This is a genomic window from Nitratireductor mangrovi (assembly GCF_007922615.2).
GTDB lineage: Bacteria > Pseudomonadota > Alphaproteobacteria > Rhizobiales > Rhizobiaceae > Mangrovimarina > Mangrovimarina mangrovi.
Genome location: NZ_CP042301.2, coordinates 1,043,655 through 1,060,747 on the forward strand (window position 1 = coordinate 1,043,655; position 17,093 = coordinate 1,060,747).

The following is a 17,093-nucleotide window of genomic DNA, read 5'->3' on the forward strand; positions in this document are numbered from 1 at the left end:
CTAGGCCGCCGCCGCGCCGACCGCTTCCAGCGCGATCAACAGCCGGCCATCCTCGACCTTGAGCGGGATGGTCCTGACCGAGCCTTCGTCGGCGCCCAACGCCTCGCCGGTTTCCAGCGAGATCACCCAATTGTGCAGCGGACAGGTCACCGAGGTGCCATGCACGATGCCCTGGCTCAGCGGACCGCCGCGATGCGGGCAATGGTCCTCGATAGCGAAGACACGGTCGTCAGCGGTGCGGAAGACGCCGATGCGGCCTTGCGGGGTCGCCACGCAGCGCGCGCCTCGCGGTGGGATATCGTCGATGTTGCCGATCGCGGTCCATTTCATGTGCTCACTCCAGTAGCCACCAGGCTGAAACGGTCGAACTTGACGTCCATACGGATTTTCCGTACCTTGGTCAGGTGGATGAGCCGCGCTTCGATCCCGGCAAGGATGCGATCGCAAGCCGCGTTTCATATCCGTCAGGAGAAGCAATGATGGCGAGGAAAGGGCATATCGCGATTTCGGTTGACCCGGGTGATTCCGAGGACTTCCACGTCACGCAGGACGCCTTGGACCGTGCCCAGAAGTGCCGGGTCATTCGCACGGCACGTACCGGCCTGGGACTGAGCCAGGAGGAATTTGCCGGTCGCTTTCGGGTTCCGGTGGGCACGCTTCGCGACTGGGAGCAGGCCCGCGTCAGCCCGCCGGACTTTGCGGTCGCGTATGCGCGCGTGATCGCTGCCATGCCGGAAAAGGTGGCGGAGATCGTGAGCGCGGCGTGAGGCGTCGTCATTCGGCCGCCTCCTTGAACCCCACCGCCGCCATCGGCCTGAACTCGTGCTTGTCCTTGCCGGAGACCCGCTCCGACCACGGGTCGACCTGGGCGAATTTCTGCGAAAACACGAAGCGGTCGTAAAAGGCCTTGCGCTTGTCGGCGTCCTCCATGATCTGGCGGCGGATTTCGTCGTAGCCGATGCGCTTCGCCCATTTGTAGATGCGTTCCAGATAACGCGCCTGCTCGCGATACATCTGGGTGAGCGCCACGATATGCTCCAGCGCCTCGTCCTCGGTCTTCACCTGGCCGAGCACCTCGGTGCCCTTGATGTCGAGGCCGGCCGCGCCCGCAAAATGGATCTCGTAACCGGAATCGACGCAGACCACGCCGACATCCTTGCAGGTCGCCTCGGCGCAGTTTCGCGGACAGCCCGACACCGCCATCTTGACCTTGGCCGGCGTCCACGAGCCCCACATGAACTTTTCGATGCGGATGCCGAGCCCGGTCGAATCCTGGGTGCCGAAGCGGCACCAGTCCGAGCCGACGCAGGTCTTCACCGTTCTCAACCCCTTGGCGTAGGCGTGGCCTGAAACGAAGCCCGCCTTGCCGAGATCGGCCCAGACCGCCGGCAGGTCCTCCTTGCGGATGCCCAGCATGTCGATGCGCTGGCCGCCGGTAACCTTCACGGTCGGAATCTGGAAGCGGTCGACCACATCGGCAATGGCGCGCAATTCCCTGGATGAAGTTACGCCGCCCCACATGCGCGGCACAACCGAGTAGGTGCCGTCCTTCTGGATGTTGGCGTGGACGCGCTCGTTGACGAAACGCGACTGGTAGTCGTCGGCATATTCGTCCGGCCAGTCGGCGACGAGGTAGTAGTTGAGCGCCGGCCGGCATTTGGCACAGCCGCACGACGTCTTCCATTCGAGCTCCTGCATGACCGCCGGGATCGACTTGAGCTTCTTGGCCTTGATCAGCCGGCGCACGTCGTCATGGCCGAGTTCGGTGCAGCCGCACATCGGCTGCACTGCGGCCGGGTTGTAGGCGTCGCCAAGCGTCAGCGACATCAATTGCTCGACCAGCCCGGTGCAGGTGCCGCACGAGGCCGAGGCCTTGGTATGGGCGCGCACGTCGTCGAGCGACGTCAGGCCCTTGCTGGTGATCGCACCAACGATCCTGCTCTTGCAAACGCCGTTGCAGCCGCAGATTTCCGCATCATCGGGAAGGGCTGCAACGGCCGCCAGAGGGTCCATGGGGGCGCCCCCCTGGAACGCCTGGCCGAAAATGAGCGTGTCGCGCATGTCCGAGATGTCGACCTTCTTTCTGGTCAGGTCGTTGAACCAGGCGCCGTCGCCGGTCTCGCCGAACAGCACCGTGCCGATCAACCGGTTGTCCTTCAGGACCAGGCGCTTGTAGATGCCGGCGGTGGCGTCCCTGAGCACGATCTCCTCGCGGTCGTCGCCGTCGGCGAAGTCGCCCAGCGAGTAGAGGTCGATACCCGTCACCTTGAGCTTGGTCGGGGTCTCGGCGTGGACGAAGCCGGCCTTCGCATCGCCGGCCAGCCGCGCCGCGGCGACCCGGGCCATCTCGTAGAGCGGCGCCACGAGCCCATAGACCCTGCCGCCAACCTCGGCACATTCGCCAAGCGCCAGGATCGCCGGATCGGACGTTGCCATGCCCTCGTCGACGACGATGCCGCGATTGACCTCGAGACCGGCATCCTTCGCGAGCGCGGCGTTGGGCCGGATGCCGATCGCCATCACGACCAGCGTCGCCGGGACGACCGTCCCGTCGGCCAGTTCCACGCCGCTGACCTTGTCCTCGCCCAGGATCGCCCTGGTCTCGGCCTTCGTGATGACCTTGATGCCGCGCTCCTCGACCGCCTTCTGCAGGAGGTAGCCGGCGGCCGGGTCGAGCTGACGCTCCATCAGCGTCGGCATCAGGTGCAACACGGTGACGTCCATGCCGCGCGCCTTCAGCCCGGCCGCCGCCTCGAGGCCCAACAGGCCGCCGCCGATCACCACGGCGGTCTCGCGCGACTGCGCCGCCAGCATCATGGCGTTGACGTCGTCGAGATCGCGGTAGCTCAAGACGCCGGGCAGGTCATGGCCCGGCACCGGGATGACGAAGGGCACGGAGCCGGTCGCGATCACCAGCCGGTCATAAGGCTCGGTGACGCCGTGGTCGGACGTGACCGTCTTCGCCCTGCGGTCGATGGCGACGATGCGGTGGCCCTTGTAGAGGGTGATGCCGTTGTCGATGTACCAGCCATCGCCGTGGATCACGATCTCCTCATAGCTCTTCTCGCCGGAAAGCACCGGCGACAGCATGATGCGGTCGTAGTTCACGCGCGGTTCGGCGTTGAAGATGGTGACCGCGTAGCGGCCGGGCTCGGCCTCGAACAGATGCTCCAGCATCCGGCCCGGCGCCATGCCGTTGCCGATGATGACAAGTTTTTCGGTCATGCGTCTCATTCCGCTGCTGCCACGATGCGCGCCGATCCGCCGCGTCCGGCGCGCTTCTGTCTGATCTGTTCGAGAAGCTCCGGCGCCGGGTTGGCGCCGCCTTCATAGGCTTCCAGGAAGTCGAGGAGTTCCTCGCGATAGGCGTAGTAGTCGGGATGGGCCAGAAGGGCCTTTCGCGAGCGCGGACGCGGCAGGTCGACCTCCATGATGTTGCCGATCTTCGCGTTGGGTCCGTTCGACATCATCACGACGCGGTCGGCGAGCAGGATCGCCTCGTCGACATCGTGGGTGACGCAGACCGCCGTGACGTTGGTGCGGGCCCAGACATCCATCAAGACGTCCTGCAGTTCCCAGCGGGTGAGGGAGTCCAGCATGCCGAACGGCTCGTCGAGCAGCAGCAGCTTGGGCGACAGCGAAAACGCGCGCGCGATGCCGACGCGCTGCTTCATGCCGTTGGAAAGCTCGGCGGCCTTCTTGTGCATGGCATCGCCCAGCCCGACCCGGTGCAGGTAATATTCGACCACGTCCTTGCGCTCGGCCGGGCTGGCGTCGGGATAGACGCGGTCGACGCCGAGGGCGACGTTTTCGCGCGCCGTCAGCCATGGCATCAGCGACGGCGCCTGGAAGACGACCGCCCGGTCCGGCCCGGCGCCGCTGACCTCCTTGCCGTCGAGCACGATGCCGCCGCTGGAAATCGGGTTCAGCCCGGCAACCATCGACAGCACCGTCGACTTGCCGCAGCCCGAGTGGCCGATGAGGGTGATGAACTCGCCCTTGTTCATCTTCAAGTCGAAGCCGTCGACGACGGTCAGCGGTCCCTTCGGGGTCGGGTAGACCTTGCGGACCTCGTAGAATTCGACATAGCGGTTCTCGATCGGCGACTGCGCCGCCTTCACATAGGCTTCGGGCAGCTTTGCGGTCCGGGTGATCGGCACGATGTCGGGCAAGACGATTCCGCTCTCGACATCGCCGCCCCGTGCCGCGCCGGCATCCATCAGATATTGCGTTACCTCGGCCCGAAGCCGGATGAAGGCGTCGTCATGGTTCATCTCGCCGCGATCGCGCGGGCGCGGCAGGTCGACCTTGAACGAGGGCCCGAGCGTGGCCTTGGGGCCCGGATCGAGCGGCACGATGCGGTCGGCGAGCAGGATCGCCTCGTCGACATCGTTCGTGATCAGGATGATCGTCTTTTTCTCGCTGGCAGAGATCTCGGCCAGTTCGTCCTGAAGCTTGGCGCGGGTCAGCGCGTCAAGTGCCGACAGCGGCTCGTCGAGGAGCAGGATGTCGGGCTGGGCCGCAAGGGCGCGCGCCACAGCCACACGCTGGCGCATGCCGCCGGAGAGCTCCGCCGGCCGGCGGTCGATGGCATGCGACAGCCCGACCATGTCGATGTAGCGGCGGGTGATCGCCTCGCGTTCGCCGCGCGTGCGGTCCTTGAGCACGGCATCGACGGCAAGGCCGACATTGCCGGCCACCGAAAGCCACGGCATCAGCGAGTAGGACTGGAAGACGACGCCGCGATCCGGGCCGGGTCCGTCGATCGGCTTGCCGGCGACGGAGATCGTGCCGGAATCCGGCTTCGCCAGCCCGGCGATTGCCGAGATCAGCGTGGTCTTGCCGGCGCCGGAAAAGCCGACGATGGCGACGAACTCGCCTTCCTCCACGGCGAGGTTGATGTCGTCGAGCACCTCGGTGCGCTGGCGACCCTCGCCATAGGCCTTGGAGAGGCCCGAGATTTCGAGATAGGCCATCGACACTCTCCCTACCGGTTCGCCGAGAAGGTGAAGGCCGACTGCAGCGCATACATGATGCGGTCGAGCATGAAGCCGATGACGCCGATGGTGAGCACGGCCACCATGATACGGGCCAGCGACGAGGAAGAGCCGTTCTGGAATTCGTCCCAGACGAACTTGCCGAGGCCGGGGTTCTGCGCCAGCATCTCGGCCGCGATCAGCACCATCCAGCCGACGCCGAGCGAAAGCCTGAGCCCGGTGAAGATCAGCGGCAGGGCCGATGGCAGCACCAGCTTGCGGATGGTGGTCGGCGTCGACAGCTGCAGCACCTTGCCGACATTGACAAGGTCCTTGTCGATGGAGGCGACGCCGAGGGCGGTGTTGATGAGCGTCGGCCACAGCGAGCACAGCGTGACGGTGACGGCCGAGATCACCAGCGATTTCGGCAGCGCGTCGCTCGGGTCGAGGTAGAGCGCCGACACGACCATGGTGACGATCGGCAGCCAGGCCAGCGGCGAAACCGGCTTGAAAATCTGGATGAGGGGGTTGATGGCGCCGCTGAACGTCTTTGACAGGCCGGAGGCGATGCCGAGCGGGACGGCGATCAGGGTTGCGATCAGGAAGCCGAGGCCGACCGTCAGCAGAGAGGTCACGATCTGGTCGAAATAGGTCGGCTTGCCGGTGTAGGCGCGCATCTTGATCATGTCGTGCTTGCCTTCCTCGGCAAGCTTGGCGTTGCGCGCCTCCAGCCGCTCGTAGAACGCAGCCTCCTTCTCGCGCTCGGCCTTGTGATCCTCCCAGAGGTTGACCGCCTGCTCCCAGACCTGCGCCGGGCCGGGCACGGCACCCAGCGACGTTTCGACGCGCGGGGCAAGGACGCCCCAGGCGAGCAGGAAGATGCCGATGCCGATCAGCGGGATGACCAGCACGCGGCGCAGCTCGGAGAACTGTTCGCGTGGGTTGTCGCCCGCTGCGATCTTGAGGATCGGCGTGATCCAGGCAAGCCCGAGCGCGTCGAGCCAGCCGGCGGCGCGGTTGATCATCAGGTGCAGGCGTTCCTGGCGTGCTACGCCGGCGTCCAGGTTGTCGGTGGCATTCGCCATCGTCGGTCCTCTTGCATTTTCTCGAGTGGGCGGCGGGCCCGGGCGGACCCGCCTGTCCGGGTTCAGCCGCCGACGACTTCGCCGCCTTCGACCTTCTGCTGGCCTTTCAGGCCGATCGAAAGCGAGTCGAGATAGGCGTTGGGAGCCCGGCCGTCATAGGCGACACCGTCGATGATGTCGGCGGCCGGGGTCGGGGCCCGGTAGCCGTCCGAATCCCAGGGGAAGTCGGCTTCTGCGACATGGCCTTCCTCGACCAGCATGCGGGCGGCCTGAAGGTAGATGTCCGGACGGTAGACCGATTTGGCGACTTCGTCGTACCAGCTGTCGGCCCTGGGTTCGGCGATCTGGCCCCAGCGGCGCATCTGCGTCAGGTACCAGACGGCGTCGGAATAATAGGGATAGGTCGCGAAGTAGCGGTAGAAGACGTTGAAGTCCGGGACATCGCGCTTGTCGCCCTTCTCGTATTCGAACGTGCCGGTCATCGAGTTGGCGATGACCTCGGCGTCGGCGCCGACATATTCGGAGCGCGACAGGATCTCGACCGCTTCCATGCGGTTGGCGTTGTCGTTCTCGTCGAGCCATTTTGCGGCGCGGATCAGCGCCTTGGTCAGCGCCAGCGTCGTGTTTGGGTTTTCCTCCGTAAACGCCTTGGTGAGCCCGAACACCTTCTCCGGATTGTTCTTCCAGATTTCGTAGTCGGTGATGACGGGAACGCCGATGCCCTTGAACACGGCCTGCTGGTTCCACGGCTCGCCGACGCAGTAGCCGTAGATGGTGCCGGCTTCGAGCGTCGCCGGCATCTGCGGCGGCGGCGTCACCGACAGGAGCGCGTCGGCGCGGATCTGGCCGGACACGTCGCTCGGCGAATAAAAGCCTGGATGGATGCCGCCGGCGGCGAGCCAGTAGCGCAGCTCGTAATTGTGGGTCGAGACCGGAAACACCATGCCCATGTTGAATGGCTTGCCCTCGGCCTTGAACTGGTCGACGACCGGCTTCAGGTAGTCGGCCTTGATCGGATGAACCGGCTTGCCGTCTTCCATGGGCACATGAGCCTTCATCAGCTCCCAGATTTCGTTGGAGACGGTGATGCCGTTGCCGTTGAGGTCCATCGAGAACGGCGTGACGATATGCGCCTCGGTGCCGAAGCCGATGGTCGCTGCCAGCGGCTGGCCGGCCAGCATGTGGGCGCCGTCGAGTTCGCCGGTGATCACGCGGTCGAGCAGCACCTTCCAGTTCGCCTGCGGCTCGAGCGTCACGTAAAGGCCTTCATCCTCGAAATAGCCAAGCTCCTTGGCCACCGCGAGCGGGGCCATGTCGGTGAGCTTGATGAAGCCGAAGGTCAGTTCGTCCTTTTCGACAGCGAGCATTTCGGCGTCGGCGGCGCTCGGCATCACCGCTGCGGCGACGGCACCAACGCTGGCCGCGGCGACGAGCCGTCTCAACTTATGTGCCGCTCCAATCGTTCTTGTCATCCTGCTTCTCCTGTTCGGCGCAGTGGGAGGGCTGCGCGGGTTGGGGTCAGTCAAAAAGAAAAGCTGCCGGCCAGATTTGCGCGCCCGTCCATCCGGGATCGCGTCAACCTGATCGGCAGCTTTGCCTTGGGCGCCCGTCGTTGGACGCGATTGGGTGGCCACTGGGCCTCGTAAATATGTAAGCAGGAAGCGTGCCAGATTTCGGGCGCGCCGCGAAATCAAGCTATTTCAATGAGTTGGCGAACAAGGACCGCCGGAGGCCGATGGCTGTCGGGTTGACTGCTGATGATGCACGACGCAGTCGGCGCACAAATTTTGTGCAGCGCACAAGTTTAGGGCGGTCAGCCGCGGCCGGCCAGAGCGGGGTTCTGGGCGGCGAGATAGGCGTCGAGATCGTCCGGGTCGAACAGGCCGCCGTCGAAGAAGCCGTCCGGGCCGAGCACGAGGCTGGCGCCGGCCGAGCCGACCGGTGTCGGCGCCTGCAGCGCGCCTTCGACCTTCAGGTTGGCGCCGGGCAGGGCGACGCCGAGAGGCTTGAGCGCGTCCCGGTAAAGATCGGGCCGGTAGGTGTCGCGGGCCGCGGCGGCGGCTTCGGCCGTATGCGCGAGTTGGCCCCAGCGCGCCATCTGGCTGTAGAACCACAGCGCATGGCTCTTCCACGGGAAAGTTGCGGCCCGTGCATGCGGAACGAAGAAGTCGGCGACGGCGGCCGTTGTCGTTGCCCCCGTGCGCAATTCTCCCGAAAGCGCCGGCAGCATCCATTCGGCCGGCCGGCCGACATTGGCGGGATTGGCCAGCAGCGCGGCCAGTTCGTCACGATTGGCGCTGTCGGCGCACCACAGGGCGGCGGCGTAAAGCGCGCGCAGCAGGGCGGCCAGCGCTTCAGGGTTTTCGCCGGCCCAGCGCGCATCGGCGCCCAGCACCTTTTCCGGGCTCGAGCGCCAGATCGCCGCCTTGACGGTGGCGATGCGGCCGGTTCCGAGCTGGACTGCGGCGGTGTTCCAGGGTTCGCCGACGCAATAGCCGTCGATCGTCCCCGAGCCGAGCGCGTCGGCCATCAGGGGCGGCGGCAGGATGACGATCTCGATGTCGCGATCCGGGTCGATACCGCAGGCGGCAAGCCAGTAGCGCAGCTCGTAATTGTGCCCGGAATGGGGATGGACGACCGCCAGCCGCAGCGACCGCTCGCCCGAAGCCGCTCGGGTGGCCACCACCTTGCGCAGCGCGTCGCCGGCGGCACGCGGCGACAGGTCGGGTTCCGCGCCGGGGACGGCCATGGCCTCCCAGAGCGGCAACGACACCGTCACGGCGTTGCCGCCGAGGCCGAGCGCCATTGGCGCGATCGTACGGGCCGCGAGCGGGGTCAGCCCGAGATTGCAGGCGATCGGCATCGGCGCCAGCATGTGTGCGACCTGGAAATGGCCCACCGCCATGCGGTCGCGGATATTGGCCCACGACGTTTCGCGCACTAGCGTAAGGTCCACCTCCTCGCGGGCGGCGAAGCCCATGTCGCGCGCGGTGACGAGCAGGGCGCTGTCGAGCAGCGGCATGAAGGCGGCTGTGATGCGGTAGCGCGCTTCGCTGGTCATTGCCCGTCCTCCGGTCCAAGCAGTTCCGCCGCCGTCACCAGCCCCTGTGCGATCTCGGAAATCTTGCGGTTCTGGCTCATCGCGGTCGAGCGCAGGAGCCTGTAGGCCTCGTCCTCCGACAGCCCGCGCGACTTCATCAGGATGCCCTTGGCGCGCTCGACAACCTTGCGCGCGGCGAGTTCGCTGCGCGCGTCCTCCAGTTCGCGGGTCAGGCGCGAAAACGCGTTGAAGCGGCTGATCGCCATGTCGAGGATCGGCTTGACGCGTTCGCGTTTCAGGCCGTCGACGATGTAGGCCGACACGCCGGCCTCCACGGCCGCCTCGATCGAGGCAGAGTCGGAGCGGTCGACGAACATGGCGATCGGCCGGCGTACCGCGCGCGACAGTCGGAACATGTCCTCCAGCATGTCGCGGTTGGGGTTTTCGAGGTCGATGACGATGACGTCGGGATTGATCTCGGTGATGCGGCGCGCAATGCCGCTGACGTCGTGAACGAGCGTCACCCGGTCATGGCCGGCCTCGCGCAGCCCCGCCTCGATGATCGAGGCGCGGATGCGGTTTTCGTCGATGACGAGTATGGCCAGGGAAGCGGCGGACACGGCGCATTACTGTACCAGCGCGCTTCATTGTGCAATGCCGCATGGCCGGGGCGCCGTTCGCGGCTACTGCTGAAGCGGCGAAGGTCTATTCCAGAAAATCCTCGCGCTGCGGCGTGAAACTGTCGATCAGCAGCCCGTCCTCGAGTGCCTTGACGCCGTGGACGGTCCCCGAGGGAACGATGAAGCTGTCGCCGGCGGCAAGGGTGTCGGTGCGGTCGCCGACCGTCACCTCGAACCGGCCCCTGGCGATGTAGCTCGCCTGGACATGCGGGTGCGAATGCGGCGCACCGATGCCGCCCTTGTCGAAGGCAAAGGCGACCATCATCAGTTCCTTCGTGTGGAGCAGGACGCGTCGGCGATTGCCGGGCGCCATATCCACCCAGTCGCCGCCCGCGCCGCGCGCGAAAACCTCGTTTGGCATTGTCTCCACCTATCTCGCGAGCCAGCCGCCGTCGACCGGCACGACGGCGCCGTGCATGTAGTCCGATGCGGGTGCGAGCAGGAACACCGCCGTCCCGCCAATGTCTTCCGGGCTGCCCCAGCGGCCGGCCGGGATGCGGGCCAGGATCGCGGCGTTGCGGTCGGGATCGGCAATCAGCGCCGCCGTGTTGTTGGTGTCGATATAGCCAGGTGCAATCGCGTTGACGTTGATGCCCTTGCCGGCCCACTCATTGGCGAGGATTCGCGTGACGCCGACAGCGCCGTGCTTGGCGGCGGTATAGGAGGCGACGCGGATGCCGCCCTGAAACGACAGCACCGAGGCGATGTTGACGATCTTGCCCGGCCGGCCTGCCGCGATCGCCATCCGGCCGAGGGCCTGGCACAGCACGAACATGCTTTTCAGGTTCACGTCCAGCACGTCGTCCCAGTCGTCTTCGGAAAAGTCGACCGCGTCGGCGCGGCGGATGATGCCGGCATTGTTGACCAGCCCGTCGACCGGTCCGTGCTCGGCCCAGGCCTTCTCGAACATGGCGCGCGCGGCCCTGGCGTCGCCGAGGTCGCAGGTGATGGCCACGAAGCTGCCGGCCTCGTCATTGATGCGTCGCGCGGTTGCGTCCATGGCGGAGCGCCCGACACCGAGCACCCTGGCGCCTGCCCGGGCCACTGCTACCGCGATGCCCTGGCCGATGCCGGTGTTGGCGCCGGTCACCATCACCGTGCGACCCGACAGGCTGAACGGCGAGGGGGCACTCATCGGATCGCGCCCATATCCACCATCTCGACGTCGGTATAGTCGACATTGTCGCCGGCCATGGCCCAGATGAAGGTGTAGCCGGCGGTGCCGCAGCCGGAGTGGATCGACCATGGCGGCGAGAGTACGGCCTGCTCGTTCCTCATCACGATATGCCGGGTTTCGGTCGGTTCGCCCATGAAGTGGAAGACGCGCGCCGTCTCCGGCAGGTCGAAATAGAGATAGGCCTCCATGCGGCGGTCGTGCACATGCGCCGGCATGGTGTTCCAGACCGAGCCGGGCGCGATATTGGTCATGCCGACGACAAGCTGGCAGGTTTTCGCGCCCTCGGGGTGAATGAACTGGAAGATCGAGCGTTCGTTGCAGGTCTCCGGACTGCCGAGGTCGATCCGCTTCGCCTCGCCGATGCGGATCAGCCGCGTCGGGTGGCTCTGGTGCGCCGGCGCGCTGAGCAGGTAGAACCGGGCCGGGTTGGCGGCATCGTCCGAGGCGAAGCTCACCTCGTTGCCCATGCCGACATAAAGCATGTCGCGCGTCTCGAGCCGGTGGCGTTCGCCGCCCGCCTCGATCGTGCCGGCACCGCCGATATTGACGGCGATCAGTTCGCGCCGGTCGAGAAAGGCTTTTGTTCCGGTCGGCCGGATCGCCTCCAGCGGCAGCGGCCTGGCAGTCGGCGTGGCGCCGCCGACGATCATGCGGTCGTAATGCGTGTAGGTGAGGTTCACCTTGCCCGGCTGGAACAGATCTTCGACCAGGAAATTCCGGCGCAGGTCTTCGGTGCCCATGCGCGCCGCGGTTGCCGGGTCGATCGCAAAGCGCGACCGGTGGCTCGTGTGGGTGTCACTCATGCTTTCCTGCTTTCTGCTTGCTGCGAGGGGCGGCGCTCATGTCGCGCCCGAAAACGTAGCCGGCCTGTTCGCCATTGAGCCGCTTGTAGTAGCGCTCCTGGCTGGCCGTCAGGTGGGTGCGCATGGCGTTGCGGGCGCGGTCGGGATCGCCGGCGGAGATGGCGCGCAGGATCTCCAGATGCTCGGTCTGCAGACCTTCCTGATACTCCTTCGTCAGGGTGCTGTCGGTGCCCCAGGGCGAGGTAATGTCGCAGGGGATGGCGCGCGTGCCGAGCGCATCGAGAACCTCGACGTAAAAGGGGTTGTTGGTAGCCGCGGCGATGGCGCGGTGAAACTCGAAATCGGTGCGGCCGGTCGCCTCGCTCTTCGCCAGCAGCTGGTCGAACTCGAAGAACGCCTCCTGGATCGCCGCCTGCTGCGCGTTGTTGCGGCGCACCGCCGCCAGTCCGGCGCTCTCGATCTCGATGCCCATGCGGACCTCGAGCACGTTGAGCGCGTGGCTGATCTTGTTGCCGATGTCGAGCGAGATGGTTCCGAAGGTGGTGGTCGGCGTCTCGCGCACGAAGACGCCGGCGCCCTGGCGTGGCTCGACAAGCCCGTCGGCGGCGAGCGACGCCACCGCCTCGCGTACCACGGTACGGCTCACCCCGAAGAGCTGGGTGAGCTGGCTTTCGGTCGGCAGGCGGCTGCCGGGTTCGTAGCGGCCCGCGGCGATCTGCTCGCGGATCGAGGCGACGATGCGCTCCGACAGTTTCGGGCGCCGCTCGATGCGAGTCTCGATGGTGGTTTCGTTGGCCATTCCTGTCTTCCCGTCCGCTGCCTCGGTCACCGGAACACGCTCGGAAGCCAGAGGCTGAATGCGGGGACGAAGGTGACCAGCAGCAACACGACGATGCCCGCTCCGTAGAACGGCCAGATCGACCGCATGGCCTGCCAGACCGATATCCTGCCCACCGCGCAGGCGACGAACTGAACCGCGCCAACCGGCGGCGTGTTGAGCCCCAGCCCGAGATTGAGGATCAGGATCACGCCGAAATGCACCGGGTCGACGCCGTAGTGGGTCGCGACCGGCAGGAAGATCGGTGTGGTGATGATGATGGTCGGCCCCATGTCCATGAAGGTGCCGAGCAGCAAAAGCAGGACGTTGATCAGGAGCAGGATCACCAGCGGGTTCTGGGAGATCGTGCCCATCCAGTCGATCAGCGTCGCCGGAATGCGCAGGAACGCCATCAGCCAGGCAAAGGATGCGGCCGTGCCGATGATGATCAGCACCATGGATGTCGTCCGCACCGCGCCGAGCGTGGCGTCGACGAAGGCCGACCAGCCCATCGAGCGGTAGACGATCAGGGTTACCAGGAGCGCGTAGAAGACCGCGATGCACGAACTCTCCGTGGCCGTGAACACGCCCGAGCGGACGCCGCCGAAGATGATGCCGATCAGCATCAAGCCCGGAAGCGCGTTGAGCAGGAACCAGCCGACCCGCGCAAAGCCCGGAAACTGCTCGGTCGGATAGCCGCGCCGGCGGGCGACCAGATAGGCGGTCACCATCAGCGCCGAGGCCAGCATCAGGCCGGGGATGATGCCGGCGGTGAACAGGTCGGCGATCGAGATCTTCCCGCCGGCCGAGATCGAATAGATGATCATGTTGTGCGAGGGCGGCAGCAATAGCGCGATCAGGGCCGCCATCGAGGTGACGTTGACCGCATAGTCGGCGCCATAACCGCGCATCTTCATCTGCGGGATCATCAGGCCGCCGACGGCCGCGGCTTCGGCCACGGCGGAACCGGAGATGCCGCCGAACAGCGTCGAGGCGGCGATGTTGACCTGGCCGAGGCCACCGCGCAGATGGCCGATGAGCGAGCCGGCGAAAGCGACGATGCGCTGGGCAATGCCGCCGCGCACCATCAGGTCGCCGGCATAGATGAAGAACGGGATCGCCAGCAGCGTGAAGACGTTCATGCCGGAGTTCATCTGCTGGAAGACCACCATCGGCGGCAGGCCGATATAGAGAATGGTGGCGAAGCTCGCGACGCCCAGGCAGAAGGCGATCGGCGTTCCGATCAGCATGAGAACCACGAAGGTTCCGAACAGGATCGCGGCGGCCATGTCAGCCCTCCTTCGCGGCGTCATGTGCCGGGGCGTCATCGTGAATGTCGCGGTCGACCTCGACGCCGGACCAGCGCAATGCGATGCGCTCCAGCGCGAACAGGCCGATGAGCACGCCGCCCGCCGTCAGCGGCATGTAGCGGAACGACCCGCTGATGCCGAGACCGGGCATGACCTCGTTCCACTGCAGGCGCATCAGCGTGATGCCGTAATAGATCATGCCCAGCGCGAAGGCGCACACGACCAGGTCGGAGAGCGTACGCAAAACCTTCTTGCTACCGCCCGGCAAGACGTAGAGCAGCACGTCGAAGCCGAGGTGGAAATTCTCGCGCACGCCGACCGCCGCCCCGAGGAAGATGAACCAGCTCATGATCAGATTGGCGCTGAGCTCGGTCCAGGCGTTGCCCCAGTTCAGCACGTAGCGCAGGAACACCTGCCAGAAGACGATCACCGACATGGCGACCAGGCCGGCGCCGGCGAGGTAGAGCGCGGTGTTGGAAACCGCCGACAGCGCGCGCGCCACGGGCGCCAGCAGCGGCAGTTGCGCGGCGTCCACCTTGATCTGTTTCAGCGCCTGGTCGGACATGATTGTGTCGGCCTTTCGGGTCGGCTCGGGCAAGCCGGTGCCGGGCCGCCTGTTGCGGCGGCCCGGCCGTTTCGCCGCGGGCTACTCGACCGCCTTGATGCGGGCGACCAGGTCCTGGAGCTTGGGATCGGTCACGTGCTTTTCGTAGACCGGGCCCATCGCATCGATGAAGGGCTGCTTTTCGGGCGTGGTGATCTTCGAACCACCTTCCTCGACCTTGGCGCGCGAGGCGGCCACCTGCGCGTCCCAGAGCTCCCACTGCTTCTCGACGCTGTCCCTGGCGGCCTGCTTGAAGATCGCCTTGTCCTCGTCCGACAGCTTGTCCCAGGAGACCTTTGACATCACGAAGACTTCCGGAACGATCAGGTGCTCGTCGAGCGCGTAATGCTTGGCGACCTCGGCATGCTTGGCGGTGTCGTAGCTCGGAAAGTTGTTCTCCGCGCCGTCGATGACGCCGGTCTCGATCGACGAATAGACCTCGCCATAAGGCATCGGAGTTGCGGTGGCGCCGAGCGCGGCCACCATGTCGACGAAGATGTCGGACTGCATGACACGGAACTTCATGCCGGCCAGGTCGTCCTTGGACATGATCGGCTTCTTGGAATTGTAGAAGGAGCGGGCGCCGCCGTCATAGAAGGCGAGCCCGATCACGCCATGCGCCTCGAACGCGGCCAGGATCTCCTCGCCGATCTCGCCGGTCATGACCTTGCGGGCGTGATCCACGGAGCGGAAGACGTAGGGCAGGGACGGCACGGTGGTTTCGGGGATGAGCCCGTTCCATGGTCCGAGCGAAACGCGGTTGAGATCGATCACGCCGGCGCGCACCTGCTCGATGGTGTCGGCTTCCTGGCCGAGCTGCGCGGAGTGATAGACTTCAACCTTGTAGCGGCCCTCGGTGCGCTCCTCGACGAGCTTGCCGAAATGCTTCACCGCCTCAACCGTCGGATAGCCGTCCGGATGCGTGTCGGACGAACGCAGCACCGTCTGGGCGCTGGCCGCACCGACCATGACCGCCCCGGCCAGGGCCGCCACCGTGGCGATCTTCGTAAAATGCAACATGGTTTCCTCCCGTTTGCATGCGGGCATCATGCCCATCAAAGCCGATACGCCTTTTTGGCGAGCGTATAGGCCAGCTCCTTCGCCACCTCGAACGCCTCGTCCTCCCCGAGCCGATGCTCGGAAACCAGGCGCGCGAGGAAGGCGCAGTCCACCCGGCGCGCCAGGTCGTGGCGGGCGGGGATCGAGGGGAATGCCCTCGTATCGTCGTTGAAGCCGACGGTGTTGTAGAAGCCGGCGGTTTCGGTCGTGAGCTCGCGGAAACGGCGCATGCCCTCGGGGCTGTCGTAGAACCACCAGGCCGGGCCGAGCCGCAGCGCGGGATAGACGCCGGCCAGCGGCGCCAGTTCGCGCGAATAGGCGCTCTCGTCGAGCGTGAAGAGCACCACGGTCAGGTCGCGCTCCAGCCCGACCGCGTCGAGCAGCCGCTTCAGCGCGGCGACATAGTCGGTCCGGGTCGGGATATCGAAACCCTTGTCGCGACCGAATCGCTGCATGACGCCGTCGGAATGGTTGCGCCAGGAACCGGGGTGGATCTGCAGAACCAGCCCGTCGTCGAGGCTCATCTTCGCCATCTCGGTCAGCATCTGACCGCGGAACAGGCGCCGCTCGGCCGTGTCCGCCCCGCCGCTGAGCACCTTGGCGAACAGCGCCGCCGCCTCGGTGGCCGAAAGGTTGGCCGTGCAGGCATCGGGGTGGCCGTGGTCGGACGAGGTGGCGCCGAAGGAGCGGAAATAGTCGCGGCGGGCGCGATGGGCGGCGAGGTAGCCGCTCCAAGTGCCGGTGTCCTCACCGGTCATCTCGCCGAGCTGGTCGAGATTGGCGGCAAAGCCCGGAAAATCCGGGTCGACGACCGCGTCCGGACGGTAGGCGGTGACCACCTTTCCCTTCCAGCCGCTGTCGCGGATCATGCGGTGATACTTCAGGTCGTCGAGCGCGCCCTCCGTGGTGGCGATCGCCTCGATGTTGAAGCGCTCGAACAGCGCGCGCGGCCGGAACGACGGCTCGCCGAGCCGCTCCGAGATCTGGTCGTAGAGCCGGTCGGCATTCCGTTCGTCGGGCCGCTGGTCGAGGCCGAAAAGCTCGGAGAAGACATAGTCCATCCACAGCCGGGTCGGGGTGGCGCGGAACAGATGATAATTGCGTGCAAACAGCCGCCAGATCTTGCGCCCGTCGATCTCGACCTCGCTTCCGTCCGCCGTTGGCACGCCGAGGTCTTCGAGGCGCACGCCCTGGCTGAACAGCATTCGGAACACATAGTGGTCGGGAACGATCAGCAGTTGCGCGGGATCGGGAAAGGCTTCGTCGAGCGCGTACCAGCGCGGGTCGGTGTGCCCGTGCGGGCTGATGATCGGCAGGCCGGCAACGCTTTCGTAGAGCGCCCTCGCAATGGCGCGAACCGCCGGCTCGGCGGGAAACAGCAAATCCCGATCGACAAGCGAAGCCATCAGACGAGCGCCAACCTCCCTCAGCGTTCCCTTCATGGCTAGGGCGCTGAATTGAGGATGTCAACATACAAAAAAACATCATTTGTATGATGACTTGTTGCCAGGCTGTACGGTGGCGTGTAGGGAAGGGGGCGCC

The 17,093-nt window shown here is 66.0% G+C and carries 16 protein-coding genes; 1 reads left to right on the top strand and 15 read right to left on the bottom strand.

The window, feature by feature from the left end; translation table 11 throughout:
* Complete coding sequence (gene nirD / locus FQ775_RS05085; RefSeq protein WP_146298346.1) at positions 1-330, bottom strand: nitrite reductase small subunit NirD; 330 nt, start codon at positions 328-330, stop codon at positions 1-3.
* Between the two features lie 146 nt (positions 331-476).
* Here nirD and FQ775_RS05090 point away from each other — a divergent pair, with 146 nt between their 5' ends.
* Entirely contained in the window at positions 477-767 is a 291-nt protein-coding gene (locus FQ775_RS05090; protein WP_206064831.1) for a helix-turn-helix domain-containing protein, read from the top strand.
* 7 nt (positions 768-774) lie between these two features.
* Here FQ775_RS05090 and nirB read toward each other — a convergent pair whose 3' ends face one another.
* The 14 genes from nirB to uxaC all read right to left on the bottom strand — a co-directional run bounded on the left by nirB (position 775) and on the right by uxaC (position 16,957).
* Positions 775-3,225, bottom strand: a complete 2,451-nt coding sequence (nirB, locus tag FQ775_RS05095; protein ID WP_146298347.1) for a nitrite reductase large subunit NirB — start codon at positions 3,223-3,225, stop codon at positions 775-777.
* A gap of 5 nt (positions 3,226-3,230) precedes the next feature.
* On the bottom strand, positions 3,231-4,976 hold the full coding sequence (locus FQ775_RS05100) for an ABC transporter ATP-binding protein (RefSeq protein WP_167812764.1): 1,746 nt from the start codon (positions 4,974-4,976) through the stop codon (positions 3,231-3,233).
* Between the two features lie 11 nt (positions 4,977-4,987).
* Complete coding sequence (locus FQ775_RS05105) at positions 4,988-6,061, bottom strand: ABC transporter permease (protein ID WP_146298348.1); 1,074 nt, start codon at positions 6,059-6,061, stop codon at positions 4,988-4,990.
* A 62-nt stretch (positions 6,062-6,123) separates the two neighbouring features.
* Positions 6,124-7,452, bottom strand: a complete 1,329-nt coding sequence (locus tag FQ775_RS05110; RefSeq protein ID WP_246730347.1) for a CmpA/NrtA family ABC transporter substrate-binding protein — start codon at positions 7,450-7,452, stop codon at positions 6,124-6,126.
* 422 nt (positions 7,453-7,874) lie between these two features.
* Positions 7,875-9,122 carry a CmpA/NrtA family ABC transporter substrate-binding protein gene (locus tag FQ775_RS05115; protein ID WP_146298350.1) on the bottom strand — a complete coding sequence of 416 codons (1,248 nt, stop codon included), beginning with the start codon at positions 9,120-9,122 and terminating at the stop codon, positions 7,875-7,877.
* Complete coding sequence (locus FQ775_RS05120) at positions 9,119-9,721, bottom strand: ANTAR domain-containing response regulator (protein WP_146298351.1); 603 nt, start codon at positions 9,719-9,721, stop codon at positions 9,119-9,121. The genes FQ775_RS05115 and FQ775_RS05120 overlap by 4 nt, the downstream gene beginning before the upstream one ends.
* Before the next feature lie 85 nt (positions 9,722-9,806).
* Positions 9,807-10,142 (bottom strand): cupin domain-containing protein, encoded by a 336-nt coding sequence (locus tag FQ775_RS05125; protein ID WP_146298352.1) that lies wholly within the window; start codon positions 10,140-10,142, stop codon positions 9,807-9,809.
* Between the two features lie 9 nt (positions 10,143-10,151).
* The gene (gene kduD, locus FQ775_RS05130; protein ID WP_146298353.1) at positions 10,152-10,916 is read right to left on the bottom strand and encodes a 2-dehydro-3-deoxy-D-gluconate 5-dehydrogenase KduD; all 765 of its coding nucleotides are present in this window, start codon (positions 10,914-10,916) and stop codon (positions 10,152-10,154) included.
* Entirely contained in the window at positions 10,913-11,761 is an 849-nt protein-coding gene (kduI, locus tag FQ775_RS05135; RefSeq protein WP_146298354.1) for a 5-dehydro-4-deoxy-D-glucuronate isomerase, read from the bottom strand. The genes kduD and kduI overlap by 4 nt, the downstream gene beginning before the upstream one ends.
* Positions 11,754-12,560, bottom strand: a complete 807-nt coding sequence (locus FQ775_RS05140; RefSeq protein WP_146298355.1) for a FadR/GntR family transcriptional regulator — start codon at positions 12,558-12,560, stop codon at positions 11,754-11,756. Before FQ775_RS05140 ends, kduI begins: the two co-directional genes overlap by 8 nt.
* 26 nt (positions 12,561-12,586) lie before the next feature.
* The gene (locus FQ775_RS05145; protein WP_146298356.1) at positions 12,587-13,867 is read right to left on the bottom strand and encodes a TRAP transporter large permease; all 1,281 of its coding nucleotides are present in this window, start codon (positions 13,865-13,867) and stop codon (positions 12,587-12,589) included.
* Between the two features lies 1 nt (position 13,868).
* Positions 13,869-14,453 (bottom strand): TRAP transporter small permease, encoded by a 585-nt coding sequence (locus tag FQ775_RS05150; RefSeq protein ID WP_146298357.1) that lies wholly within the window; start codon positions 14,451-14,453, stop codon positions 13,869-13,871.
* A gap of 81 nt (positions 14,454-14,534) precedes the next feature.
* Positions 14,535-15,512: a TRAP transporter substrate-binding protein gene (locus FQ775_RS05155; RefSeq protein ID WP_146298358.1), complete on the bottom strand. Its 978-nt coding sequence runs from the start codon at positions 15,510-15,512 to the stop codon at positions 14,535-14,537.
* 35 nt (positions 15,513-15,547) lie between these two features.
* The gene (uxaC, locus tag FQ775_RS05160; RefSeq protein ID WP_146298359.1) at positions 15,548-16,957 is read right to left on the bottom strand and encodes a glucuronate isomerase; all 1,410 of its coding nucleotides are present in this window, start codon (positions 16,955-16,957) and stop codon (positions 15,548-15,550) included.
* Between the last annotated feature and the right edge of the window lie 136 nt (positions 16,958-17,093).